This is a genomic window from Mesorhizobium sp. M4B.F.Ca.ET.058.02.1.1 (assembly GCF_003952505.1).
Taxonomy (GTDB): domain Bacteria; phylum Pseudomonadota; class Alphaproteobacteria; order Rhizobiales; family Rhizobiaceae; genus Mesorhizobium.
This window is the reverse complement of sequence record NZ_CP034450.1, coordinates 5555482-5579311: the sequence shown is the minus strand read 5'-3', so window position 1 is coordinate 5579311 and position 23830 is coordinate 5555482. Positions and strand designations below refer to the sequence as shown.

Sequence of the window (23830 nt, the reverse complement as noted above, 5' to 3'; positions counted from 1 at the left end):
TCATCCGCCTGCCGGCACCTTCTCCCCGTAAACGGGGAGAAGGGAGCTTCAGAGCCGCCCTAGCCGCTCGACCAGCAGCGCGAAAAACGCGTCGTGGTCGATGTCGCGCATCACCATGGCGTTCTTTTCCCGCTTGGTCACGCCCCACCAGTCGATCACCGTCATGCCCATGGTGAGCTCGGAAGAGGTCTCGACGCTGACGTTGCAGTTGCGGCCCTTGAACAGCTCGGGCTTGATGAGATAGGCGATCACGCACGGATCGTGCAGCGGCCCGCCGTCGGTGCCGTATTTCTCCTCGTCGAAACGCTCGAAGAACTCCAGCATCTCCGACGTGGCGATGCCCACCTTGGTGCCGAGATCGCGGAAAGCCTGCGTGCGCTTGGCGGTGGTCAGCGCCTTATGTGTGACGTCGAGTGGCATCATCACGATCGGAATCCCGGACTTGAACACCACATCGGCGGCCTGCGGGTCGACATAGATATTGAATTCGGCGGACGGGGTGACGTTGCCACCCTCGAAGAAGCCGCCGCCCATCAACACGATTTCCTTGATGCGCGGCGCGATCCGCGGCTCGCGAATCAGCGCCAGCGCGATGTTGGTGAGCGGTCCGAGCGGGCAGAGCGTGATCGTGCCGCTCTCTTCGCGCATCAGCGTCTCGACGATGAAGTCGACAGCGTACTGATCCTGCAGTGGCATCGTCGGCTCGGGCAATTGCGGCCCGTTGAGGCCGGTCTTGCCATGCACTTCCTCGGCGGTGACGAGTTCGCGCGCCAGCGGCCGGATGGCGCCGGCATAGACCTTGATATCGGGCCGACCGGCCAACTCGCAGATCTTGCGTGCATTCCTTTCGGTCAGCTTCAGCGGCACGTTGCCGGCAACGGCGGTGATGCCGACGACCTCCAACTCGGCGCTGCCGAGCGCCAGCAATATGGCAACGGCATCGTCCTGGCCGGGATCCGTATCGATGATGATCTTGCGTGACTGCGGCATTTCAATTCCTTCTGGGAGTCTTTTTGGGCGGGGTTTTTGGGCGGGGTTTATGATGGCTTGAACTTGTCCGCGCGGCGGACCATATCAAGACAATCGGGAAAAATGCCATCCGGGTTTTTCCAGTTTATGTCGCTCTCTAGAGGACACTGTAACATGAGCCGAATGACGCCCTTTTCGAGCCCGCTTCTCCTGGGCTTCGACACCATGGAAAAGACGCTCGAGCGCCTGGCGAAGTCCGGTGACAGCTATCCTCCTTACAACATCGAGCGCCTCAGCGGTGCCGACGGCATGGCCGAAAGGCTGCGCATCACGCTCGCCGTCGCCGGCTTCGCCGAAAGCGACCTCGATGTCACGACGGAGGAGAACCAGTTGATCGTGCGCGGCCGTCAGACCGACGACACCGAGCGCGAATTCCTTCACCGCGGCATCGCCGCGCGCCAGTTCCAGCGCTGCTTCGTGCTGGCCGATGGCATGCGGGTGATCGCGGCGGAGCTGAAGAACGGCCTGCTATCGATTGATCTCGACCGGCCGGAGGTCGAGCGGCTGGTACGGAAAATAAACATATCGGTGAAAGACTGATCTTTACCGATGGCTCTCATGCGGGGCGGCCTTGGACGGCGTCCTCGCGCCAAGGAGGCTTGAAATGACCAGAACCGACGAAACCTTGACCATGACCAGTGGCGAATTCGCCCATCTCGGCGAAGGCTCAGTCGCCTATCTCAGGAAAGTCTCGAGCGACGATCTGCGCGGCCGCTTCCCCGGCCTCGGGGAAATCGCGCCCGGCCTGGAACTGTGGGCGCTGTTTGCCGCCAATGGCCAGCCGATCCTGCTTTCGGACGCCCGCGACCGGGCGCTGGCGGGCGCGCTGGAGAACGACCTGACCACTGTCGCCATTCACTGAGCGACCGCTGGCCGTCCGAAATGGCAAGGGCCGCCCAAGGCGGCCCTCTGAAACCTTCAATCCGAAAACTTCAGGCCGCGTGCGAGGCCTGCGTGTCCGACAGCAGTGCGTGGATCGCCACCGCGTCGCGCGTGCCCCTGATCTTGGCCACGGTGTCGGCGTCGCGCAGCACGCGCGCGATGCGCGACAGCGCCTTGAGGTGGTCTGCACCCGCCCCCTCGGGCGCCAGCAGCAGAAACACCAGATCAACCGGCTGGTCATCCAGCGCCTCGAAATCGACCGGCGTCTCCAGCCGGGCGAAGACGCCGGCAATGCGCTTCACCCCGGCGAGCTTGCCATGCGGTATGGCAATGCCGTTGCCGACGCCGGTGGAGCCAAGCCGCTCGCGCTGCAGGATGGTGTCGAACACTTCCCGCTCCGGAATGCCCGAAATCGCTGCCGCCCTCTCGGACAGCAATTGCAGCAGTTGTTTCTTGGAGTTCGCCTTCAACGCCGGCATGATCGCCGGAACGTTGATCAGATCGCTAAGATCCATGCTTGAAAAATCCCTTGTTCGCCCGCCGCAGCCAGTCCTCGCCCCCTCGCGCGGCTGGCTGCTATCCCTGTGCGACTTTGGTCGTGGACGGGTCGATCCAGCCGATGTTCCCATCCGGCCGGCGGTAGACGATGTTGAGATGCTCGTTCCCGGCGTTGCGGAACACGAAGACCGGGCTATCCTTGGTGTCGAGCTCGATGACCGCGGACGCCACCGACATGGTGCGCAGCGTCATCGTCGATTCGGCAACGACCGCCGGAGCGAAATTCTCCGGCATCTCCTCGTCGTCGTCGGCAAGCGGGGCCATCACCGTATAGGCGATGTCGGTCGGCTCGCCATTGCCGTTGCCGGAATTGTGCGATTTCAGACGGCGCTTGTAGCGCCGAAGGCGGGTTTCGAGGCGATCAGCCGCCGCCTCGAAGGCAAGCGTGGGATCCTGTGCGTCGCCCGTCGCCTGCAATGAGGCCCCGGAATCGAGCCGGATCATGCAGTCGGCCGAAAAGCGCGACCCCGATTTGATGACCGTGACATGCCCTGAAAAACCGCGATCGAAATATTTTCCGATCGCTTCGCCGACACGGTCGTTGATGCGCGTACGGAACGCATCGCCGATATCCATGTGTTTTCCCGAAATGCGCAGTTTCATCTGAAAACTGACCTTCCTTGCTCAGGCTTCAAACTGTCCCGAGTTTATACTCGTGGTCCGCGCGCACAAGCTTTGCGGCGGCGCTCGCGCCGATTTTAAATCCGAACTTTCCGGTTGATCACAAGTTGCCTTCTTGGCCGTCGCGAAGCCTTCGCCGTGACGGTCCCATCCGCTGCGGGCATCAGACCCGCCTCATGCGGGCGGGCTTCTAGACACTTCATTGCAGCTTGTCAATGAAGCTTGAAAACTGTGGAAATCCGGCCGCGCCGCGGCCGTTTTCAGAGCTGCGGTCAGCGCCCGGCGCTGGCGAGCGCGCGTTTTTCACGCCGCCGCTGCACGGAGGAGGGAATGTTCATGCCCTCCCGGTACTTGGCGACGGTGCGCCGGGCGATGTCCACGCCACTTTCCTTGAGCATATCGACGATGGCGTCGTCGGAGAGCACGTCGACGGGCTTTTCCTCGTCGATCAGCTGCTTGATGCGGTCGCGCACCGCTTCAGAGGAATGCGCGTCGCCACCGCCCGCCGAAGCGATCGAGGCAGTGAAGAAATACCGCAGTTCGAAGACGCCCCGCGGCGTCAGCATGTATTTGTTCGCCGTGACCCGGCTCACAGTCGATTCGTGCATGCCGATGGCATCGGCCACCGTGCGCAGATTGAGCGGCTTGAGGTGGCGCACGCCATGGACGAGGAACGCGTCCTGCTGGCGCACGATCTCCGACGCGACTTTGAGGATGGTCTTTGCCCGCTGGTCGAGGCTGCGCGTCAGCCAGTTGGCGTTCTGCAGGCATTCGGCCAGGAAATCCTTCTCAACCTGGTTCTTCGCGTGGCCCGAAACTCTGGCGAAATAGACATTGTCGACCAGGACGCGCGGCAGCGTCTCGGCATTGAGCTCGACCGTCCAGCTTCCGTCATTGGCAGCGCGCACCTCGACATCGGCAACGATGGCGTCGCTGGCGCCGCCCGAAAACGCCATTCCGGGCCGCGGATCGAGCGCGCGGATCTCGGCCAGCATATCCAGGAGATCCTCCTCGTCGACCCCGCAAATGCGCTTCAGCGCCTGGAAATCGCGCCGCGCCAGCAGTTCGAGATTGGCGACCAGCGCCTGCATCGCCGGATCGAGCCGGTCGCGCACCGCAAGCTGCAGCGACAGGCATTCGGCAAGGTCGCGGGCAAACAGGCCGGCCGGCTCGAACGTCTGGCAGATGCCGAGCACCTTGGCCACCGCCGCTTCGCTGGTGCCGAGGCGGGCCGCGATCTCGGCCATGTCGGCGCTTAGATAGCCGGCCTCATCGAGACCGTCGCCAAGCTCGCCGGCGATCAGCCGCGCCGCCGGATCGGCAAAGGCGAGCGCGATCTGTTCGCCGACATGCTCACGCAACGTAATCGCCGTGGCAGCCATGTCACCGACATCGAAACCTTCGGACGAGGACGCTCCCATGCCGCTGCCGGAAGCCGACTTCCATTGCGCGGTGAGATCCGGCCCGAGCCGTTCGCTGGTGCCGGGATCGTCGGGAAACAGGTTTTCCAGCGAGGAGTCGAGCTTGTCCGAGATCGCTTCGGCGCTCCATTCCGTCTCGGCTTCGAACCAATCGCCGTCGGCGGCGGACTCCGGCGCGGCATCGCTCTTCTGCGCCTGGTCGCTAGCCGCGTCGTCCTGCGGCTCGGCGCGCTCCAGCAGCGGGTTGCGCTCGATCTCGTCTTCGATGAAGCGTTCAAGCTCGACATGGGTGAGTTGCAGCAGCCGGATCGACTGCATCAGTTGCGGCGTCATCACCAGCGACTGGGACTGCCGTAGCTGTAGTTTCGCCGCCAGCGCCATGGTTGGTTATCAAACGCCTCGTCTACGCACAGGACCTGCCGGAACAGATTTTCCGACCAAACCAACAAAGTGGCCCAGCTTTTGCTTGTCAAGCGAAACGGTAGCAAAACTCGCTTACCGGAGCGTTATCTCAGGCAAAAATCGGACAGGAATCCCGAAAATCACCGAAAAATTGCGCCGAACCCTGGATTTCTTGTTTAGAGGGTAAAACCCTCGCCGAGATAGAGGCGCCGCACATCAGCATTGGCGACAATCTCGTCGGCGCGGCCATGCGTGAGCACCTGGCCGGCGTGGATAATATAGGCGCGGTCGATGAGGCCTAGCGTCTCGCGCACATTGTGATCGGTGATCAGCACGCCGATGCCGCGCGCCGTGAGATGCCGCACCAATTGCTGGATGTCGGCCACCGCGATCGGATCGATGCCGGCGAAAGGCTCGTCGAGCAGCATGTAGGCCGGGCGCGTGGCGAGCGCGCGCGCGATCTCCAGGCGCCGCCTTTCGCCGCCGGACAGCGACAGCGAGGGCGCCTTGCGCAGATGGCTGATGTGGAATTCCTCGAGCAGTTCATCGAGGCTGCGCTCGCGCGCCTTGCGGCTCTTTTCGACCATTTCGAGCACGGCGCGGATGTTCTGCTCGACGCTGAGACCGCGAAAGATCGAGGCCTCCTGCGGCAGGTAGCCGATGCCGAGCCGGGCGCGGCGGTACATCGGCATCGAGGTGACATCGAAGCCATCGATCTCGATCGTGCCTTCGTCCACCGGCACCAGTCCGGTGACCATATAGAAACAGGTCGTCTTGCCGGCGCCGTTGGGGCCGAGCAGTCCGACCGCCTCGCCGGCGCGCACGCCAAGCGTCACGCCGCTGACGACCTTGCGGCCCTTGTAGCTCTTGGTCAGGCCCTTGGCGATCAAGGTGCCCTTGAACTTCGCGGAATCGACGGAAACCGTCGCCGGCGCCGCTGGTTTGCCGGCGGCCCGCCCCGGAAGGCGAGCCAGCAGCGACGATACGCCGGCCATTATTGCTTCGGCGCTCCAGACTTAGGCGGCGGCGTCATCGACATGATGACGCGCCCGCCACAGCCGTCGACCTGGGCGAGGCCGCTCTTCATCTGAACGGTGAGCTTGCAGCCCTTGAGCACATTGGGGCCCTGCGACAGCACCACTTCCTTGCCGGAAAGCACGAGCACCTGCGTCTTCATGTCGAAAGTGCCGTTGTCGCCGGTGGCGATCTGGTCGTTCGATTTGATGTAGACCTTGTTGTCGACAACCAGGTGATCGATGTTGGCCGAGCCGGTCATCGCCGATGCGCCGGCGGCCGCGCCCTTGGCGGCATTGGGATCCTTGACATAGTAGACCGTCATCTTGCCGGCCTTGAGCGTGGTCGGGCCTTGCGTCACGGTGACGTTGCCGCTGAACACGGCGACGCTGTCCGCCTGGCGGACCTCCAGCTTGTCGCTCTCGATCTGGATCGGCTGGTCGCCGGAAAGTTTGAGGCCTGAGACCTGGCTGCTCGCGCCGGACTGGGCGAGCGACGGCGCCACGCCAAGCAACAACAGCACCGAGGCCGCGCCCAAAAGCCCTGCCAAACTACTGCGACGCATTCGATTCTCCGCTCTGTTGCTCTGCCGCCCTCAAGCTGGCGGGATCGATGTTGACGCGCACCTTGTTCTCGAAAACCAGAACCTTGCCGTTGTCCTGGACCGCCATCGAATCCGCCGTGATCCGCGAGCCGCCACGGCTGACATCGACCGGATCATCCGTCTTCATAGTGCCTTTGCCCATGTCGAGGAAGACTGATTTGAGCTTGGCTTCGATGCCGTCGGTCGTCGTCACCATTATGTCGCTGGTCAGGCTCATTGTGTTGCCGTCGCGGTCGTAGACGCCGCGCGTGGCGTTGACGGTCGCCACATTGTCGGACGTCAACGGCAATTTGGCATTGATCCCTTCCAGATCGATGATGCCTTGCTTGCCGACGTCCTGAATGGCGCGCAGCGCCGTCAGCGAATAGGGCAGCTTCTGCTTGGTGAAACCGTTGAGCTTGGGGTTGGCCATCACCAGCTTGCCGTCGGCAAAGGCGCTGCCTTCGGCCTGCACCGAAATCGACACCGGGGCCGCAAGATAGGAGTAGACGGGAAAGGCAATGGCGATGACGGCCGCAAGCAGCGGCACCGCGAATTTGAGCACGCGCACGCGGCGCGAATGCCGCTGCGCGAGGTCGAACGCATCACCCCGCGTACCGGCTGGCGCTGCTGGCGCCAAAGCCGTCTCGGCATTGGTCGTTTCGTTCGATCGCGCTAGCATGACTAAATTCTAATAAACCCTTGCCCCGCCAAATCACCGCCTATAGGTGGGATGCCGGCCCCCGTAAGCAAGCACAAGCGGAGGAAAACCGCAAAAATGTGACAGCTGCCGTTGTACAAACGGAAGTGAAGTCGACACAATCTACGCACTTCATAGCAGATACGGACGGGCAGCGTTAAAATTTCATGAAACGCCGGCCCGCATCGCGCAGGCGCTTTGACGCAACCCCACCAGGAAACGGTAGCGGGGCGCCGATGCTTGCTTTAAAAACATCTCTTCCCACCGACCGAGAGGCTGACCATGGCAATGAGAGCCGACGACCTGATCGACCGCCGCCGCTTGCGCCGCAAATTGACGTTCTGGCGTGTTGCTGCGCTCGCCGTCGCGGCCGTCGCGTTGATCGCCCTGTCGAGCTGGGTCTATCGCGACGACTTCACCGGCCAGGCTGTCGACCACATTGCCAAGGTCAGGATCGAAGGCACCATCACCGAAGACGAGGAGTTGATCAAGCGGCTGGAAACCATCCGTGAGTCCTCGAAGGTGAAGGGCGTCATCCTGTCGATCGATTCGCCCGGCGGCACGACGGTCGGCGGTGAATCGATCTTCGAGGAGGTGCGCAAGCTCGCCGCCGATAAGCCGGTCGTGGCGGAAGTCGGCACGCTCGCCGCGTCCGCCGGCTATATGATCGCCAGCGCCGCCGATCATATCGTCGCGCGCAAATCCTCGATCGTCGGCTCGATCGGCGTGCTGATCCAGTATCCGGACGTCAGCGGGCTGATGGACAAGCTCGGCATCAAGCTCGAGGAGGTGAAATCCTCGCCGCTGAAGGCCTCGCCCTCGCCCTTCAAGCCGACCAATGAGGACGAGCGCGCCATGGTCCGCAAGCTCATCCTCGACAGCTATGACTGGTTCGTCGGCATCGTCGCCGAACGCCGCAAGATGACCCGCGAGCAAGCGCTGGCGCTTGCCGACGGCTCGATTTTCACCGGCCGCCAGGCCCTCGCCAACCATCTGATCGACGCTGTCGGCGGCGAGACCGAGGCGATCGACTGGCTGTCGACAAAGGGCGTCGACGCCAAGCTCAAGGTGGTGGAATGGAAGGACACCGAGAGGCGCGGCGGCTTCCTGTTCTCCAAGACGATGGCGAAAACCGTCGCCAGCGCGCTCGGCCTGCCCGACGCCGGCGGCGACGTCATTCACGAAATTGGAGCCGACCGCTTGTTTCTTGACGGTCTCGTTTCGGTCTGGCACCCTTGACGCGCCGCTCGAGGCGAGCGAAAAAGCAAATAAAATCATCTGCATAATTTGACCGAAGTGCTTTCCGGGGAGCCGTTCTCATGATCAAATCCGAGCTTGTGCAAATCATTGCCACGCGCAATCCGCATCTTTTCCTGCGCGACGTCGAAAACATCGTCGGCGCGATCTTCGACGAGATCACCGACGCGCTTGCCGAGGGTAACCGGGTCGAACTCCGCGGTTTCGGCGCCTTCTCGGTGAAAAACCGTCCCGCTCGCACCGGCCGCAACCCGCGCACCGGCGAATCCGTCGAGGTCGAGGAGAAGTGGGTGCCGTTCTTCAAGACCGGCAAGGAATTGCGCGAAAGGCTGAACGGAGGCAAATAGACGCGAGTTCACGCGCCGGCCCTCCGCCAGCCCTGCTTTCGACAGGAAAACAAATGTTCAACCGCTTCATGCTCGTCGTTGTCTTCGTGCCGCTGGCCGTCGTCCTGATCGCGCTCGCCGTCGCCAACCGCGAGCCGATCGCCTTCACGCTCGACCCGTTCAATCCCGGCAATCCCGCGCTGACGCTGAAGCTCCCGCTTTTCGTCTTCCTGTTCCTGGCTCTCGCCATCGGCATGATCGTCGGCAGCATGGCGACCTGGGTGAAGCAGGGCCGCTACCGCAAGCTGGCGCGCCAGCGCGGCGTCGAGGCCGAGAACCTGCGCCAGGCGGTCAGCCGCGCGCCTCAGGCGGCTCAGGCGCCGCAGGGCCCGGCCCTGCCGAAGCCGACCGCCTGAAGCCTTTGGGCGCAGCAGATGCCGTAAGAATTGCGGCTTCGCGGGCGCCTTCACTCCACGGAGTCTTCCATGCTGACCATTTCGGCCGCCGAGGTCGACCAGGCGCTGACCTTTCCCGGGCTGGTCGAGACGCTGCGCACCGCCTTCCGCGACGGCGCCGTGCAGCCGGTCCGTCACCATCACACGGTCGACCGTCCTGATGGCGCCGCCTCGACGCTGCTGTTGATGCCTGCCTGGACCGATTTCAACGCCCCCGGCGCCTCGGCGGGCGGCCATATCGGTGTCAAAATCGTCACCGTCTCGCCCGACAACAACGCCATCGGCAAACCCGCCGTGATGGGCCTTTACCTGCTGCTCGACGGCACGACCGGCGAACCGGAAGCGCTGATCGACGGCCAGCGACTGACGCAATGGCGCACCGCGTGCGCCTCGGCGCTTGCCGCCTCCTACCTCGCCCGCAAGGATGCCTCGCGCCTGTTGGTCGTCGGCGCCGGCGCGCTGTCGACCTTCCTCGCCAAGGCGCATTCGGCGGTGAGGCCGATCAAGAGCATCCGCATCTGGAACCGAACGCCGGTTAATGCCGAAAAGGTCGCCGCCGGCTTGCGCGCCGAAGGGCTCCCGGCCAGCGCAGCCGGCGATCTCGGCGCCGAGCTCGCCGAGGCCGACATCGTCTCCTCGGCGACCATTTCCACCGAGCCGCTGATCAGGGGTGCGCTGTTGAAGCCGGGCGCGCATGTCGACCTTGTCGGCGGCTTCACGCCGACGATGCGCGAAAGCGACGACGACGCGATCCGGCGCGCCCGCGTCTATGTCGACACTCGCTCCGGTGCCACCAAGGAAGCGGGCGACATCGTCCAGCCGCTGGCCTCCGGCGTCCTGAAACCGGACGCCATCATCGCTGACTTGCATGAACTGGCGCGCGGCGAGAAGGCGGGCCGGCAAGGCGACGGCGAGATCACATTGTTCAAGTCGGTCGGCGCCGCGCTTGAGGACCTCGCCGCCGGCATCGCCGTCTACAAGGCGCTCAAGCGATAGCTTCGCTTGCCGGCACCATGCCCATCGCTTGCGCGATCAGCGCAAAATCATGCGCGCCGATGGCAAGCAGCCCAAAACGGAACTGGTAGCCCCAGTTCGGCCGGCCAGCCGTCAAGTCGAGCCGGTCGAGCAACGGCTTGATCGGCGCTTCCCCAGCCTTCGCCCAGTCGACATCACGCCGGAACGGCGTGAAGCCTGCGCCCATGTAGCCCCGGTAGGGCTCGCCGTCGCGCACCGTGCCGATGGCGGTGAAAGATTGCAGGCCGTCCTTTTCGCCTAGGACCGTGCTCGGCGAATAGTAGACGATGCGGTCGCCTGGCTTGACGCGGCGCAGCGGCGCCGCCTTGCCATGATTGACCTGCATGAAGCCGCCTTCGCGGCCGATCCTGACATGCGCCGCCGAGGCGACCGCGATCCAGTGCGCACTCATCCCTGGTCTCCCTCGTTCAGCCAATAGACGCGCAGCCGGTGGTTGTCGGGATCGAGCGCAACGAAGGTGCGGCCGAAATCCATGTCCGTCGGCGCCTGCAGGATCTTCAGGCCGCGCCCGGCCCAGTCCCCATGGGCAGCGTCGACCGCCGCCGGCGTGTCCTGCGCAAAGACGAGCTCGGCTCCGCCGCCCGCGGCGGCCGCCGCCGGCTCCACCGTGTGGCGCGACCACAGCCCAAGCTTGAAGCCGTTGTCGAGCACAAACAGCACGAAGGTCGGCGACGCCTCGACCGGTTGCCGCCCGAGCAGCGCGCCGTAGAAGGCGCCGCTCCGCTCCGGACTGTCGACGTAGAGGATAACGAAATTTGAGGTGTTCATGTCTGCTCTCCAGGGTTTCGATTGGAGGAGCATAGGCCGCCCCACTGTCAGATTCTGGCAGCAGGCATTTTGCAAGAGCGCGTAACGAAACGTCAGGCCTCTGGCCCACGCTTTGGTGCGTCCAGCGACGCTCGCCACGCCTTGAGGAGAGCCTGGCGACGGCGCGGGTAGCGAATTTCGGTGGCGCTGAGGGCGGAGATGCGATCGGCGCGGAAATGGCGGAAATCCTGCCGCGTCTCGCACCAGGCGACCACAATCCTCACCTTGTCGAAGAAGCCGAGCGCGAAGGGCCAGACCATGCGCCGGGACTGGACCCCTGCCGCATCGCGATAGAGGAAACCGAGCTTGCGTTCGTCGCGGATGGCTTGGCGCACCAGGCTGAGGTCGATGCCCTCGGTGGCCTCGGCGCTCGGACCGACGAGCAGCGTGGTGGCATCGAGATCCTCGCGCAGATCGGCCGGCAGCACGGCCGCGATCTTGGCAAGCGCATCGGTCGCCGCCGCCGAAAGCCTCGCATCCGGCTGCTTGGCGACCCAGCGCGACCCGAGCACGATCGCCTCGATCTCCTCATCGGTGAACATCAGCGGCGGCAGCATGAATCCAGGTTTCAGCACATAGCCCAGCCCCGCCTCGCCCTCGATCGGCGCGCCCTGCCCCTGCAGCGTCGCGATGTCGCGATACAGCGTTCGGATGGAGACACCCATTTCACCGGCAAGCGTGCGGCCACTGACCGGCCGACGATGACGGCGCAGGATCTGGACCAGGTCGAGCAGGCGTTCGGAACGGGACATGATTCTCGGGACTTGGGGCCAAATCCACGATAGAACCGCATGGGCGCGGCAGGAAGCCGGGACGATCCACATCCGGCGACTCGGCCGCGCCCACTTCGCTCGGAGATGTTCGGTCAGAGGCGAAACACCTTGACCTCGTTGCCGCGCTCCAGCGCCTTGTTGGCGATGAAGATTTCAGCCTTCGACTGTTCGGCATCGCGATCGGCGAGAACCCGCAGCATCGCTTCCAGCCGTCGCAGCGCGATTGCCTTGTTGCGGTGTTGCGAGCGCTCGTTGCGTGCCGTCACCACGATGCCTGTTGGCAGATGGACGGCGCGCACCGCACTGTCGGTGGTGTTCTGATGTTGGCCGCCAGGACCGCCGGCGCGCAGCGTTTCGATGCGCACGTCGCAGGGTGCGATCGAAGCCTCGGCTGGCACTGCCGCCGCCAGATCCACCGCCTTCACGCCGACAAACCAGTTCTGGCGTTTGTGTCCCGAGCGCACCGGGCTCTTGAAGACGAATTTGACGGTGCCGCAATATTCCGCCGCCAGCGCGGCGGCGTTCGCGCCTTCGAGACCGAGCAGCGCGGATTTGGCGCCGTGCCGATCCGGCCTGTGGCCGAAGGTGACATCGGTCGTGCAGCCGCGCCTGTCGGCCTCGGCTTCGATGATGCCAATCAGCGCCATCAGCGCGACGCGGCATTCCGCCGGACCGCTGCCCGAGGTGACCAGAAGATCAATCGCGGGCATGGCGGTCCCTCCTTCCCTGGCGGTTGCGGATCGGTTTGCTGCGCGTGCGGTCGGAGGGGCCTTCGAAGGCCTTCTTGTAGGTGACCAGCGGCTTCATCGCTGCCAGCGCCAGCACCAGGCCTGCCTCGGCGAGGTCCCGCACCACCTGGCCGGCATCCTTGTAGGCGGACGCTGCTTCCTCGATAACCAAATTGCGGTCATCGCAGATCAGTTGCCCGCCCCAGCCGTTTCGCAACAGCGCGTCGCGCTCCGACCTGTTGCGGCCGGCGCGGCCATGCATCGTGGCGCGGTCGTATTTGCGGCCGGCGCCGTGCGAAATTCCGCCCAGCGACGAACCGGTGGCGTCGAGGACCTGCACGACATAGCTTAGGCTTGCCCGCGACCCGGCGATCGGCGCGATGTCTCCGGCAGCAACCGCAGCCGAACCCTTGTGGTGCACAAAGCCGCCAACCCGTTCGCGCACAAGGTTGTGCGGGATGTCAGCGACCAGCCGAACATCGCTTTTCAGCACGCTTGCCGCGCGCTCCGCGATCAGGCTGCGGTTGAGCGAGGCCCAGGCGACGCAGACATCATGCTGGCGGCGCCAGTGAATGCCGTCCGCGCTGTCGGGATCGAGCCCGGCGGTGATCGCGGATTGGCGATCGAGCATCTGCCCGAAGACAACCGCGCCGAGGCCGCGCGAGCCGGAATGCACCAGCAGATAGAGTTTCTGGCGGTCGAACAGGCTTTCGCCAGCGGCGTCGATTGTCTCATCGACCGCCTGCAGCTCGCAAAAATGGTTGCCGCCGCCGATCGTGCCCAGAGCCCCGGGATAGAGATCCGGCGGCAGATCCGAACGGCCAAGTGCCTCGGCCGGATCGAAGACATCCTCGGCTTCGATCCGGCGCAGACGCTCGGCAGCCTTGTCGATCCTGAGCTTGCGCAGCGGCAGGTCGAGTTCAAACAGCGACATGCCGCAGCCGATGTCGTTGCCGATCAGTTGCGGGTGCAAGCGCTGCGACAACACGGCGATACCGGTCGGGCCGTATTTGCCGGGGTGCAGGTCTGGAAAGGCCGCAACCGAGGTGACGCCGGGCAAGGCCGCGACGTTCCTGAGTTGCTCGAGCGCCGCGCCCTCGATCCATGTCTGCGGCGAAAAACAATGCTGGATATGCGCAGCCGGCACGGCGCGCGACGTAGAGGGGCTAAGGCCCCCGATAAGATTGCCCATGATGGAACACTTCTGGATACAGGTCCGGAGTCGGACGCCTTCAGGCATCCGTTCGACCGGCGGCAGCCACCAAGACGCTGGCTTACGCCGGAACCCCTGCGGGGTGCGCTGTGAAGATGTTCGTCATCTTTCGCTCCCATTCCAGAAACAACAAGGCGGCCCTCATAGACGAAACGCGCAAAAACACAAGTCCGTGGCAGCCACAGCATGACCGTCATCGCTTGTTGCACCGCCGCGCCCCTCATGCCAAAAAGCGGCCACTCAGCCCGGAGACCCTCCTGCTTGAAGTCTTTTCGCGACAAACGCCGCGACAACCGTCCGCCCGCAAAGGGCGGGGCCGAACACGCGCGGCCGCGCCAGGAGCACACGGCATCGCGACCACAGATAAGGTCGGGCGAACGGCATGAGGCAAAGACGCAGGAGCGATCCGAGCCCAAATCTGCGCCGCGCATCCTTTCGCGCCGCGATGGCTTGCTGCCTGCAGAGCGGCTGCCGCTGATCCTCGAAGTGGCGCCCAATGCCGACTACGCCCTGCTGGATAGCGGCTCGGGCCAAAAACTCGAGCAGTATGGCCCCTACCGCATCGTGCGGCCGGAGGGTCAGGCGATCTGGCAAAGGGCGCTGCCGGCCAGGGACTGGGAGCGCGCCGATGCCATCTTCACTGGCGACACCGACGAGGAAGGCATCGGCCGCTGGCGCTTCCCAAAAACGCCGCTCGGCGAAACCTGGCCGATGAAGCATGACGGCATCGACTATCTTGGCCGCTTCACCTCGTTTCGCCATGTCGGCGTGTTTCCCGAACAGGCCTCCCACTGGGATCACATGGCTGGGCTGATCATGGCGGCCAAACGGCCGGTCAAGGTACTGAACTTGTTCGGTTATACCGGCCTCGCCTCGCTGGTCGCGGCGCGCGCCGGCGCCGAGGTCACCCATGTCGATGCGTCCAAGAAGGCCATAGGCTGGGCCCGGGAAAACCAGGAGATGGCGGGGCTCGGCAGCAAGCCGATCCGCTGGATCGTCGAGGACGCCGTGAAATTCGCCGAGCGCGAGGAGCGCCGCGGCAGCCGCTACGACATCGTGCTGTTCGATCCGCCGGCCTATGGGCGCGGACCGAAGGGCGAGGTCTGGCAATTGTTCGACGACCTGCCCGGCCTGACCGACCTCTGCCGCTCGATCCTGACGCCGAAGCCGCTTGCCGTCGTGCTGACCGCCTATTCGATCCGCGCCTCCTTCTTCGCCATCCATGCCCTGATGCGCGATACTTTCGCCGGCATGGGTGGCACGGTCGAATCGGGCGAGTTGATCATCCGCGAAAAATCCGCCGGCCGCGCGCTGTCGACCTCGCTGTTCTCGCGCTGGGTGGCTTGAATGAACGCTTATGAGAGCTCGCGCGCCGTCGGCCAGGTGAAGGAAGTCACCAGCCTCGCCAACCCGCTGGTCAAGGACATCAAGGCGCTGGCGCTGAAAAAATTCCGCGAACAGCAGAACGCCTTCATGGCCGAAGGCCTGAAGCTGGTCATCGACGCGCTCGACCTCGGCTGGTCGATCAAGACGCTGGTCTTTGCCAAGGCCGGACGCGGCAACGCGGCGGTGGAGAAGGTCGCGGCGCGCACCGTCGCCGCTGGCGGCACCGTGCTCGAAGTCTCGGAGAAGGTGCTGGCGGCGATCACCCGCCGCGACAACCCGCAAATGGTGGTTGGGGTCTTTGCCCAGAGGGTCCTGCCGCTGAAGGATATCCGCGCTTCGGACGGCGACGTCTGGGTGGCGCTCGACCGGGTGCGCGACCCCGGCAATCTCGGCACCGTCATCCGCACCGTCGATGCGGTCGGCGCCAAGGGCGTCATCCTGGTCGGCGACACCACCGACCCCTTTGCCGTCGAGACCGTGCGCGCCACCATGGGCTCGATCTTCGCCGTGCCGGTCGCCAGGGCGACGCCGGAGGCTTTCCTTGCCTGGCGCAAGGGGTTTCCGGGCCTCGTCGCCGGCACGCATCTGAAGGGCGCGGTTGACTATCGCTCAGTCGATTTCACCAGGGGACCGGTGCTGCTTTTGATGGGCAACGAGCAGCAGGGCCTGCCCGACAGCCTTGCCGAAAGCTGCGACCGGCTGCTCAGGATTCCGCAGGCCGGCCGCGCCGATTCGCTCAACCTGGCGGTCGCCACCGGCATCATGCTGTTCGAGATCCGCCGCGGCGCGCTGAAGCTGGGGCCGGACTAGACCATGATCCCAAATGGCGGCGTCCGGTTTTCGGACAAGATCATGGTCAAACAAGAGGGCATCAAATCGTGAGGTTCTGGTCCCCCTATTGCCTGCTGGTCGTCGTCGCCATTGCGCTCGACCAGTGGATCAAGCAGTTGGTGGAGGGCGGCCTCGCCTTTCAGGAGAAGGTCGATCTTTTGCCTTTCCTGGCGCTGTTCCGCACCTACAACACGGGCATCGCCTTCTCGATGTTCCAGTCTTTCGGCGATACCGGCCTGGTGGTGATCGCCGTCCTCGTCGTCGCCTTCGTGCTCTACCTCGCAACGCGCACGCCGGCGGGCCATGTGCTTGCCAGGATTGGCTTTGCACTGATCATCGGCGGCGCTCTCGGCAACCTGATCGACCGCGCCGTCTACGGCCACGTCATCGACTACATATTGTTCCACACGCCGGTTTGGTCCTTCGCCGTATTCAACCTAGCGGACGCCTTCATCTCGGTCGGTGCCGCGCTTGTCCTCTTCGACGAATTTGTCGGCTGGCGGCGCGAGCCCAAGCCCTCGCAAGATTGACCGCGCGCAGCCGCCGCCGCACAGTCCAGGCACCGCACAACCGGGGAGAAAAAAGTGTCCGAAACCTTCAAAGCCATCCTCGTTTCGCGCGACGCCGACAAGAAGCAGTCGGTCGCGGTCATCAACCTCACCGAAGCCGAACTGATGGAGGGCGACGTCACCGTCGCCGTCGAGGCGACGACGGTCAACTACAAGGATGGGCTGGCCATCACCGGCAAGGCGCCGGTCATCCGCCGCTGGCCGCTGGTGCCGGGCATCGATTTCGCTGGTACGGTGATCTCCTCCTCGCATGCCGACTGGCGCAAGGGCGACAGGGTGATCCTCAATGGCTGGGGCGTCGGCGAAACGCATTTCGGCGCCTTTGCCGGTCGCGCCCGCGTCAACGGCGACTGGCTGGTGCCGCTGCCCGAAGGCATGAGCCCGCATGATGCGATGGCGGTCGGCACTGCCGGCTACACGGCCATGCTCAGCGTCATGGCGCTCGAGCGGCACGGCATCGTCCCGGATCGCGGCCCGGTGGTGGTGACGGGCGCGGCCGGCGGCGTCGGCTCAGTCGCGGTCTCGATCCTCTCCAGCCTCGGCTACCATGTCATCGCCTCGACTGGCCGCAATGCCGAAAGCCCCTATCTGATCGACCTCGGCGCCGCCGAGGTGATCTCGCGCGATGAACTCACCCAGCCGGCAAAGCCGCTCGCCAAGGAGCGCTGGGCCGGCGGCGTCGATGCGGTCGGCAGCCACACACTGGCCAATGTTCTGTCGATGACCGCCTACGGCGGCGCGGTTGCCGCCTGCGGGCTTGCCGGCGGCATGGACCTGCCGGCGAGCGTTGCTCCCTTCATTCTGCGCGGCGTCTCACTGCTCGGCATCGATTCGGTGATGGCGCCGAAGGCGGTCCGCCTGGAGGCGTGGCGCCGCATCGGCGCCGACCTCGACCATGGCAAGCTCGCGACGCTGTCCAGGACCATCGGTTTTGACGATATAATCGACGCCGCGCGTGATATCGTCGATGGCAGGATCAGGGGTCGCGTCGTTGTCGATATGTGAGCGCTGACGGGCAAAAACCGCGCGACCGTTAAAATTCGAGCGATCCGCCGCAATCTTCCATAATGTCTCTGTGGCATGGCTTTCCGCATGATCGCGGAATCCGGCATCAAGGCGGCGGAGAGTGCCGATGGCGTGGACGGGCCGAACCCTGCTACGCCGAAGCGTCAGCTTGTCACCGCGCCGCCGCTGGCGCCCGTACTGCCGCCTGCCAATCCCGAAGGCCTGCCTTTCCTCACCGTCGTCGCCATCGCCGTGCTGGCGGGTCTGGCTCATCTCACCGGCGCGCCGATCTTCGTCACTCTCGGTCTGCTGGTGACCGGCCTCGCCGGCCTGGGCATGCATCTGCGCAACAAACGCAACGAACGCCTGGCCTCGGACTTGCTCGACGAGACCGCCGCCCGCAGCCGCGCCGAGATCGAGACCCTCGCCGACCGCATGTGGGAGATGCAGGAAAGCGAGGAGCGGTTTCGCGGGCTGATTGACGCGCTCGGCGATCTCGTCGTCCATCGCGATCGCGACGGCCATATCGTCTATGCCAACAAGGTTTTCGCCGACCTCGTCGAGGTCGACCAGCGCGATCTTGCCAGCAAGACGCTGTCGGAGCTCGGCATCGACGTCGGAATCGTTCCCGACGCCGCCTTCTCTGATCATGAATGCCTGAGCTCCACCGACGTCGCCGTCCGCACGCCGAACGGCCCGCGCTGGTTTTCCTGGATCGAGCTGTCGGTGCGCGACAAGGACAATGGCGCCGTCTCGCACCGGGCTATCGCGCGCGACATCACCGCCCGTAAGCGCGCCGAATCCTCGCTGATCACCGCCCGCGAGCGCGCCGAATATGCCAGCCAGGCCAAGTCGCGCTTCCTCGCCACCGTCAGCCACGAAATCCGCACGCCGATGAACGGCATCATGGGGATGGCCAAGCTGCTGGTCGACACCGATCTGTCGCCCGAGCAGCGCACCTATGTCGGAGCCGTCTCGACTTCGGCCAGCGCGCTGCTGGCGCTGATCGAGGATTTGCTCGACTACTCCAAGATCGAGGCCGGCCGCTTCGACCCCGAGCCGCAGCCGACGTCGGTGCGCGAAATCGCCAACAACATCATCGAACTGATGGCAGCGAAGGCCTTCGCCAAGAACATCGGCCTCGGCTGCCATGTCGAGCCGGACGTCCCGCAGATGATCACCGCCGATCCAGGCCGGGTGCGTCAGGTGCTGCTCAACCTCATCGGCAACGCCATCAAATTCACCGACACCGGTGGCGTGCTGCTCGGTGTCGCGCGGGCGCGCACCGAGACCACCGACCGCATCTGCTTCACCATTACCGACACTGGTCCGGGGCTGCGCGAAGAGGACATGGAACGCATCTTCGAGGAGTTCGAACAGTCGGACGGCACCTCAACCCGGGTGCATGGCGGTGCAGGCCTCGGCCTTGCCATATCCAGGCGCCTCGTCACCGCCATGGGCGGTTCGATTTCAGTGTCGAGCCGGCTCGGCGAGGGATCCGAATTCGTCTTCGAGCTTCCGGCCGTGGCCGCAACCGAGCCGCCGCAGAACCGGCAGGACATCCTCTCCGGCCGGCGCGCCGTGATCGTGTCGAAGAACGCGGTCGAGGCCGACGCCATCGCGCGCACCATCCGCGCCCATGGCGGCGCCGTCGACCTGGCGACGACGCTTGCCCAGGCAACGCCTTTCGCCACCGGCTGCGACGTTCTACTGGTCGATGCCGCCATGGAAAACAGCGACGGGCGCTTGCTCAAGCGCTTGCGCCAGAACGGTTTTGCCGACTGTGAGGCGATCACGTTAATCGCGCCGACCGACCGCGGCATGCTCGGCGAATTCCGCGCCAACGGCTACGCCACCTTCCTGGCGCGGCCGGTGCGCGGCGAGACGCTGCTGCGCGTGCTCTTGACCAGCCACGCGCCAGCCCTGCCCCTGCCGCAAGCCGACAAGCGCGGCGCGCAGCCCGTGCGCGCCGGCGGCCGCCGTGGCGAGCAGGGCCTGTCGGTGCTGATCGCCGAGGACAACGACATCAACGCCATGCTCGCCCGCGCCACGCTCCTGAAGGCCGGGCATCGCGTCAAGGTGGTCGGCAACGGCAAGGCCGCCGTCGAGGCTGTCACTGATGCCGGCCTGAAGCACCGCTTCGACGTGGTGCTGATGGACCTGCACATGCCGGTCATGGACGGGCTGGATGCCATCGCCGCCATTCGCCGCCACGAGGAGGCGCTGGCGGTGCCGCCCGTCCCGATCATGGTGCTGTCGGCGGACAGCCAGGAAAAGACCCGCCACACGGTACTGGCGCACGGCGCCAGCGGCTTCGTCACCAAGCCGCTCGACCCGGACGCCCTGGTCAGCGCTGTCGAGGCGCAGGTCGCGGCCTGAATTTTTTGCCCCCGGCACACGCCTTGGATTGCCTGGCTTTGCCCAGCTAAAGGTAGCCGGATGAAGGCATTCGCCAGCCGACGAAGTATTGCCCGCCGCTGCGTATCACGGTACTGTCACAATCCTGTTGCACCTACACCGTATCCCCGTGCCAAGAGGGATGGCTCGAAGGAGAATCACTCGTGCATACAGTTATGCCGGAATGTGACACTCGGCCGAATGCCGGCGGCGCCCTGCTCGCCGCGCGGACCGGCGATGCCGTTGCAACAGGCACCCCTCTCGGCCGCATCGGCAATCTCGAAGTGCGGCTTGCCCGCAACGAGGCCGAGATCGCGGCCGCCCAGGAAGTGCGCTACCGGGTATTCTATGACGAGCTCGGTGCCAGGAAGGACCTGTTCCAGGCGCAGAACCGTCGCGACGCCGACCGTTTCGACCCGCTCTGCGATCACCTTTTGGTGTTCGACACCTCGCTCCCCGGCCCTGAGCACCGCCGCATCGTCGGCACCTACCGGCTGCTGCGGCAGGAAATCGCGGCGACGGCTGGCGGTTTCTATTCCGAGGGCGAGTTCGAGCTGACCAAGCTGATCGCCCGTCATCCCGGTCAGCGTTTCCTCGAGCTCGGCCGCTCCTGTGTCCTGCCGGAATACCGTTCCAAGCGCACCATCGAGGCGCTGTGGCAAGGCATCTGGGCCTACATCAACCACTACGGCATCGGCGTGATGACCGGCTGCGCCTCCTTCCACGGCATCGTGCCGGCAGCGCATGCCGAGGCCTTGACCTATCTCGCCCATCACTGCCGCACCAATTCGGCTTGGGACGTCAAGGCGGTCGCGGGCCGTTACTGCCCCATGGACCTGATGCCGATCGAGGCGGTCAACGCCAAGGCCGCGATCGCGGCGATGCCGCCGCTGGTCAAGGGTTACCTGCGCGTCGGCGCCCGCATCGGCGACGGCTGCGTCATCGATCATGAATTCTCGACCGTCGACGTCTTTGTCGTCATGCCGGTCAAGGAGATCGGTGCGCGCTACGTCAACTATTATGGCGGGGAAGCCCAGCGCTTCGCGGCATAACTCAGCGAACAGCGAATACTGACCAGCGGGAGCTGCGTCAGCCCCTATTCGCTACTCCCTATTCGCTATTCGCTCTCTCTCATGGAATATCCTCCGGCCGCCGTCCGGGCCTGCTTTTGTAAGACGCAAAGGCCCAGCCGAATTTGAGCGCGCCGCCGCGCACAATGAATGCCGCGGCGAAACCCAGCAGACCCGCCGCCAACGGCGGCAGGCCGGCAAGGTCACCGACGGTGAAAAGGGCCGCACCCGCAAGAGCCGCCGTGACGTAGATCTCGGGCCGCAGAAGCACCGACGGCTCCCCCGCCAGAAGATCGCGCAGGATGCCGCCGAAGGTGGCGGTCAGCACGCCCATGATGGTGGCGACGACCGGTGAGCCAGTGATGGCGAGGCCCTTGGCGGCGCCCATCACCGAGAAGGCGGCGAGGCCGATGGCGTCGAGCCAGAGCAGCAATTTGTAGCGGGATTCGACCAGGTGGGCGCTGAAGAAGACTAGCACCGCGACCACCACGCAGATCAGCACATAGTCGCGGTTGGCGACCCAGAACACCGGCAGGTTGAGGATGACGTCGCGCAACGTGCCGCCGCCGATACCGGTGACGCAGGCCAGGAACAGAAAGCCGATGATGTCGAGTTGCTTGCGCGAAGCGGCAAGCGCGCCTGTCGCCGCGAAGACGGCGACGCCGGCATAGTCGAGAAGCTCGATGAGGTTCATGGGCTGAGCGAGTAGTGAATAGCGAATAGGGAGTAGGGCAATAGCACGAAGCCGCAGATTAGTATCTGTCCCCCTACTCACTGCTCCCTATTCGCTACTCACTATCAGGCATCCTTCTCGGCCTGCTCGTTCACCGGCCCCGGCTCGACCGGCGCCTCGGCGACAGCGGCCTTCGGGCCGCCCTTGGCGACGCCGACCATGGCTGGCCTCAGCACGCGGTCGCCGATCGAATAGCCGGGCTGGACGACCTGGACGACGGTGCCTGAGGGAACATCGGGATTGGGCACCTCGAACATCGCCTGGTGGAAGTTCGGGTCGAACTTCTCGCCTTCCGGCGCGAGCTTCTTCACCCCATGCCGCTCCAGCGCCGCAAGCATGGCGCGCTCGGTAAGGTCGACGCCCTCGATCAGGGCCTTGAAGCCGGCATCGCCCGACGCCTTGGCTTCGGCCGGAATGGCGTCCAGCGCGCGGCGCAGATTGTCCGACACCGACAGCATGTCGCGCGCGAAATTGGCCACCGCATAGGCGCGCGCGTCGTGCACGTCGCGCACGGTGCGACGGCGCAGGTTCTCCATCTCTGCCGCGACGCGAAGCGCTCGGTCCTTCAATTCCTCGTTTTCCTTCAGCAGCCGCACCAGCGCCTCGTAGTCGCCGTCGACGCTGCCTTCCGCACGTTCGCCGGTGGCCTCGGTAGGCTCCATATCCTCGGGCGCGCGTTCGTCTTTTGCCTGGTCGCTCATCGCCGTTTCCCGTCATTCCGAATGGTTTGGATTTGCGCCCGATATCGAGGTTTGAAGGCCAAAAATCAAGGGGCAAGCGAGCCAACGCAGTTTCGCTGCGTCTCCAGGGGACCGTTCGATATTAAATCAAATTTTACCTTGATCGCCGGCTTCGCTTGCGAGAAAGCGGCGGCGAGGGAACCATTGCCGGGTTGAGGGAGTTTCGAAGCCGACACAGGATTTGGGACGATGAGCGGCAACAAAAGCGAAAGGCGCGCGGAACTCGCCGCCGATATCAGACGACAGCTTGGCAGCGAAGCGACGAAGCGCTTTCTGCGCACGCTGCCGTCATTCCGCCTGGAAACGAACACGCCCGAGCATTTCCGCGACCTGCTCGACCAGCTCGATGACATCGAAACCAGGGCGGCCAACGGCGAACGCCGCCAGTAGCTGCGCATCCGCAAGACCGGACGCGCCGCCGCGCCTGAAGCAATTCCAGCAAGGCTGCGCAGCCCGGTTTCCGCCTGGAATTGCACAAGAAATCAGAGGCTTAGAGGATCAGCGGTTCCATGGGACTGGAACCGCTGCGAGCGGCGCTTTTCCCGATATTTCAAGCCGCCTTGCGTTCGTCGCGCATCAGCGCCTTGCCGTCGCGGATCTCGGTGCCGAGCACCTTCAGGCATTCGCGCATGAACGCTGCAAGGCCAGGCCAGCCCTTGGCCGATACCAGATTGCCATCGACATGGGCGCCGGTCGGCGCGACATCGATGTAGATGCCGCCGGCGAGCGTCACTTCCGGCTCGCAGTATTGCAGCGCCGCGACCTCGCGGCCGCGCACCACACCGTCGACGGCGATCAGGATCTGCACGCCGTGGCAGATGGTGAAAATCGGCTTGCCGGTCTCGTGGAAATGCCTGACTAGCGCCTGCACGCGCTTGTCGATGCGGATGTATTCCGGCCCGCGCCCGCCGGCCGCATAGACGGCGTCGTAGTCGGCCGGGTTCACCTCGGCGAAGGTCTTGTTGAGGATGTAGTCGTGGCCGAGCTTTTCGGTGTAGGTCTGGTGGCCTTCGAAATCGTGCAGCGAGGTCTTCAAGATGTCGCCGGCCTTCTTGTCGGGGCACACGACATGCACCGTATGGCCAACCGCATGCATGGCCTGTTCGAAGACGAAAATCTCATACTCCTCGCTGAACTCGCCAACGAGCATCAGAATCCTTTTGCCTGCCATGCCGGTTCCTCCCTTAGCTGGCTATTTATTTCGAGGCGCGAAATATAGCCCTATCGTAAGGGCAAGCAGGGCGGAGGGGAAGCGCAAATCGCACGATTGGTCCTACCAGATTGATTCTGTGGCG

At 64.6% G+C, this 23830-nt stretch carries 28 protein-coding genes; 13 read left to right on the top strand and 15 right to left on the bottom strand.

What is annotated here, in order from left to right:
- Positions 1 to 48: 48 nt before the first annotated feature.
- On the bottom strand, positions 49 to 990 hold the full coding sequence (locus tag EJ073_RS27150) for a nucleoside hydrolase (RefSeq protein ID WP_126058305.1): 942 nt from the start codon (positions 988 to 990) through the stop codon (positions 49 to 51).
- A 153-nt stretch (positions 991 to 1143) separates the two neighbouring features.
- Here EJ073_RS27150 and EJ073_RS27145 point away from each other — a divergent pair, with 153 nt between their 5' ends.
- Together EJ073_RS27145 and EJ073_RS27140 are read left to right on the top strand one after the other, a co-directional pair.
- Positions 1144 to 1569: an Hsp20 family protein gene (locus EJ073_RS27145; protein WP_126058304.1), complete on the top strand. Its 426-nt coding sequence runs from the start codon at positions 1144 to 1146 to the stop codon at positions 1567 to 1569.
- A gap of 64 nt (positions 1570 to 1633) precedes the next feature.
- On the top strand, positions 1634 to 1891 hold the full coding sequence (locus tag EJ073_RS27140) for a DUF1150 family protein (RefSeq protein ID WP_124995408.1): 258 nt from the start codon (positions 1634 to 1636) through the stop codon (positions 1889 to 1891).
- A gap of 70 nt (positions 1892 to 1961) precedes the next feature.
- Here the strand turns inward: EJ073_RS27140 and ptsN are convergent, their stop codons facing one another.
- From ptsN to lptC, 6 genes are all read right to left on the bottom strand, one after another.
- Positions 1962 to 2426: a PTS IIA-like nitrogen regulatory protein PtsN gene (ptsN, locus tag EJ073_RS27135; RefSeq protein ID WP_006200387.1), complete on the bottom strand. Its 465-nt coding sequence runs from the start codon at positions 2424 to 2426 to the stop codon at positions 1962 to 1964.
- A 61-nt stretch (positions 2427 to 2487) separates the two neighbouring features.
- Positions 2488 to 3072: a ribosome-associated translation inhibitor RaiA gene (gene raiA / locus EJ073_RS27130; RefSeq protein WP_126058303.1), complete on the bottom strand. Its 585-nt coding sequence runs from the start codon at positions 3070 to 3072 to the stop codon at positions 2488 to 2490.
- Positions 3073 to 3362: 290 nt separating this feature from the next.
- Positions 3363 to 4892: an RNA polymerase factor sigma-54 gene (gene rpoN / locus EJ073_RS27125; protein ID WP_126058302.1), complete on the bottom strand. Its 1530-nt coding sequence runs from the start codon at positions 4890 to 4892 to the stop codon at positions 3363 to 3365.
- 197 nt (positions 4893 to 5089) lie between these two features.
- Positions 5090 to 5908, bottom strand: a complete 819-nt coding sequence (gene lptB, locus EJ073_RS27120; protein WP_126058301.1) for an LPS export ABC transporter ATP-binding protein — start codon at positions 5906 to 5908, stop codon at positions 5090 to 5092.
- Complete coding sequence (locus tag EJ073_RS27115; protein ID WP_126058300.1) at positions 5908 to 6492, bottom strand: LptA/OstA family protein; 585 nt, start codon at positions 6490 to 6492, stop codon at positions 5908 to 5910. The genes lptB and EJ073_RS27115 overlap by 1 nt, the downstream gene beginning before the upstream one ends.
- On the bottom strand, positions 6479 to 7192 hold the full coding sequence (gene lptC / locus EJ073_RS27110; protein ID WP_126058299.1) for an LPS export ABC transporter periplasmic protein LptC: 714 nt from the start codon (positions 7190 to 7192) through the stop codon (positions 6479 to 6481). Before lptC ends, EJ073_RS27115 begins: the two co-directional genes overlap by 14 nt.
- 300 nt (positions 7193 to 7492) lie before the next feature.
- Here lptC and sppA point away from each other — a divergent pair, with 300 nt between their 5' ends.
- From sppA to EJ073_RS27090, 4 genes are all read left to right on the top strand, one after another.
- On the top strand, positions 7493 to 8449 hold the full coding sequence (gene sppA, locus EJ073_RS27105) for a signal peptide peptidase SppA (RefSeq protein ID WP_126058298.1): 957 nt from the start codon (positions 7493 to 7495) through the stop codon (positions 8447 to 8449).
- 80 nt (positions 8450 to 8529) lie between these two features.
- Positions 8530 to 8814 carry an integration host factor subunit beta gene (locus EJ073_RS27100; protein ID WP_006200394.1) on the top strand — a complete coding sequence of 95 codons (285 nt, stop codon included), beginning with the start codon at positions 8530 to 8532 and terminating at the stop codon, positions 8812 to 8814.
- A 53-nt stretch (positions 8815 to 8867) separates the two neighbouring features.
- Entirely contained in the window at positions 8868 to 9209 is a 342-nt protein-coding gene (locus EJ073_RS27095; RefSeq protein WP_126058297.1) for a DUF1049 domain-containing protein, read from the top strand.
- A gap of 69 nt (positions 9210 to 9278) precedes the next feature.
- Positions 9279 to 10244: an ornithine cyclodeaminase family protein gene (locus tag EJ073_RS27090; RefSeq protein ID WP_126058296.1), complete on the top strand. Its 966-nt coding sequence runs from the start codon at positions 9279 to 9281 to the stop codon at positions 10242 to 10244.
- Here EJ073_RS27090 and EJ073_RS27085 read toward each other — a convergent pair.
- The 5 genes from EJ073_RS27085 to EJ073_RS27065 all read right to left on the bottom strand — a co-directional run bounded on the left by EJ073_RS27085 (position 10234) and on the right by EJ073_RS27065 (position 13783).
- A complete protein-coding gene (locus EJ073_RS27085) occupies positions 10234 to 10674 on the bottom strand; it encodes an EVE domain-containing protein (RefSeq protein WP_126058295.1) in 441 nt (146 codons plus the stop codon). The two genes, EJ073_RS27090 and EJ073_RS27085, sit on opposite strands and share 11 nt — an antisense overlap.
- Positions 10671 to 11051, bottom strand: a complete 381-nt coding sequence (locus EJ073_RS27080) for a VOC family protein (RefSeq protein WP_126058294.1) — start codon at positions 11049 to 11051, stop codon at positions 10671 to 10673. The genes EJ073_RS27085 and EJ073_RS27080 overlap by 4 nt, the downstream gene beginning before the upstream one ends.
- A 92-nt stretch (positions 11052 to 11143) precedes the next feature.
- Positions 11144 to 11842 carry a YafY family protein gene (locus tag EJ073_RS27075; protein WP_126058293.1) on the bottom strand — a complete coding sequence of 233 codons (699 nt, stop codon included), beginning with the start codon at positions 11840 to 11842 and terminating at the stop codon, positions 11144 to 11146.
- A gap of 113 nt (positions 11843 to 11955) precedes the next feature.
- On the bottom strand, positions 11956 to 12573 hold the full coding sequence (gene prfH, locus EJ073_RS27070) for a peptide chain release factor H (protein ID WP_126058292.1): 618 nt from the start codon (positions 12571 to 12573) through the stop codon (positions 11956 to 11958).
- Positions 12560 to 13783, bottom strand: a complete 1224-nt coding sequence (locus EJ073_RS27065; RefSeq protein ID WP_126058291.1) for an RNA ligase RtcB family protein — start codon at positions 13781 to 13783, stop codon at positions 12560 to 12562. Before EJ073_RS27065 ends, prfH begins: the two co-directional genes overlap by 14 nt.
- A 282-nt stretch (positions 13784 to 14065) precedes the next feature.
- Here EJ073_RS27065 and EJ073_RS27060 point away from each other — a divergent pair, with 282 nt between their 5' ends.
- From EJ073_RS27060 to EJ073_RS27035, 6 genes are all read left to right on the top strand, one after another.
- The gene (locus tag EJ073_RS27060) at positions 14066 to 15151 is read left to right on the top strand and encodes a class I SAM-dependent rRNA methyltransferase (RefSeq protein WP_126058290.1); all 1086 of its coding nucleotides are present in this window, start codon (positions 14066 to 14068) and stop codon (positions 15149 to 15151) included.
- Entirely contained in the window at positions 15152 to 16000 is an 849-nt protein-coding gene (locus EJ073_RS27055; RefSeq protein ID WP_126058289.1) for an RNA methyltransferase, read from the top strand.
- A gap of 68 nt (positions 16001 to 16068) precedes the next feature.
- Positions 16069 to 16551: a signal peptidase II gene (gene lspA / locus EJ073_RS27050; RefSeq protein ID WP_126058288.1), complete on the top strand. Its 483-nt coding sequence runs from the start codon at positions 16069 to 16071 to the stop codon at positions 16549 to 16551.
- Between the two features lie 54 nt (positions 16552 to 16605).
- Positions 16606 to 17595: an MDR family oxidoreductase gene (locus tag EJ073_RS27045; RefSeq protein WP_126058287.1), complete on the top strand. Its 990-nt coding sequence runs from the start codon at positions 16606 to 16608 to the stop codon at positions 17593 to 17595.
- A gap of 87 nt (positions 17596 to 17682) precedes the next feature.
- Positions 17683 to 19974, top strand: coding sequence for a PAS domain-containing hybrid sensor histidine kinase/response regulator (locus EJ073_RS27040; RefSeq protein WP_126058286.1), 2292 nt, complete (start codon positions 17683 to 17685; stop codon positions 19972 to 19974).
- 182 nt (positions 19975 to 20156) lie between these two features.
- On the top strand, positions 20157 to 21044 hold the full coding sequence (locus tag EJ073_RS27035) for a GNAT family N-acetyltransferase (RefSeq protein WP_126058285.1): 888 nt from the start codon (positions 20157 to 20159) through the stop codon (positions 21042 to 21044).
- 79 nt (positions 21045 to 21123) lie between these two features.
- Here the strand turns inward: EJ073_RS27035 and EJ073_RS27030 are convergent, their stop codons facing one another.
- Entirely contained in the window at positions 21124 to 21756 is a 633-nt protein-coding gene (locus EJ073_RS27030) for a trimeric intracellular cation channel family protein (RefSeq protein ID WP_126058284.1), read from the bottom strand.
- Between the two features lie 104 nt (positions 21757 to 21860).
- Entirely contained in the window at positions 21861 to 22496 is a 636-nt protein-coding gene (gene grpE, locus EJ073_RS27025; protein WP_126058283.1) for a nucleotide exchange factor GrpE, read from the bottom strand.
- A 228-nt stretch (positions 22497 to 22724) separates the two neighbouring features.
- On the opposite strand from grpE, the gene EJ073_RS27020 reads away from it, so the two are divergent.
- Entirely contained in the window at positions 22725 to 22925 is a 201-nt protein-coding gene (locus EJ073_RS27020; RefSeq protein WP_126058282.1) for a hypothetical protein, read from the top strand.
- A gap of 160 nt (positions 22926 to 23085) precedes the next feature.
- On the opposite strand, the gene EJ073_RS27015 is transcribed toward EJ073_RS27020, so the two are convergent.
- Complete coding sequence (locus EJ073_RS27015) at positions 23086 to 23706, bottom strand: DJ-1/PfpI family protein (protein ID WP_126058281.1); 621 nt, start codon at positions 23704 to 23706, stop codon at positions 23086 to 23088.
- Positions 23707 to 23830 lie beyond the last annotated feature (124 nt).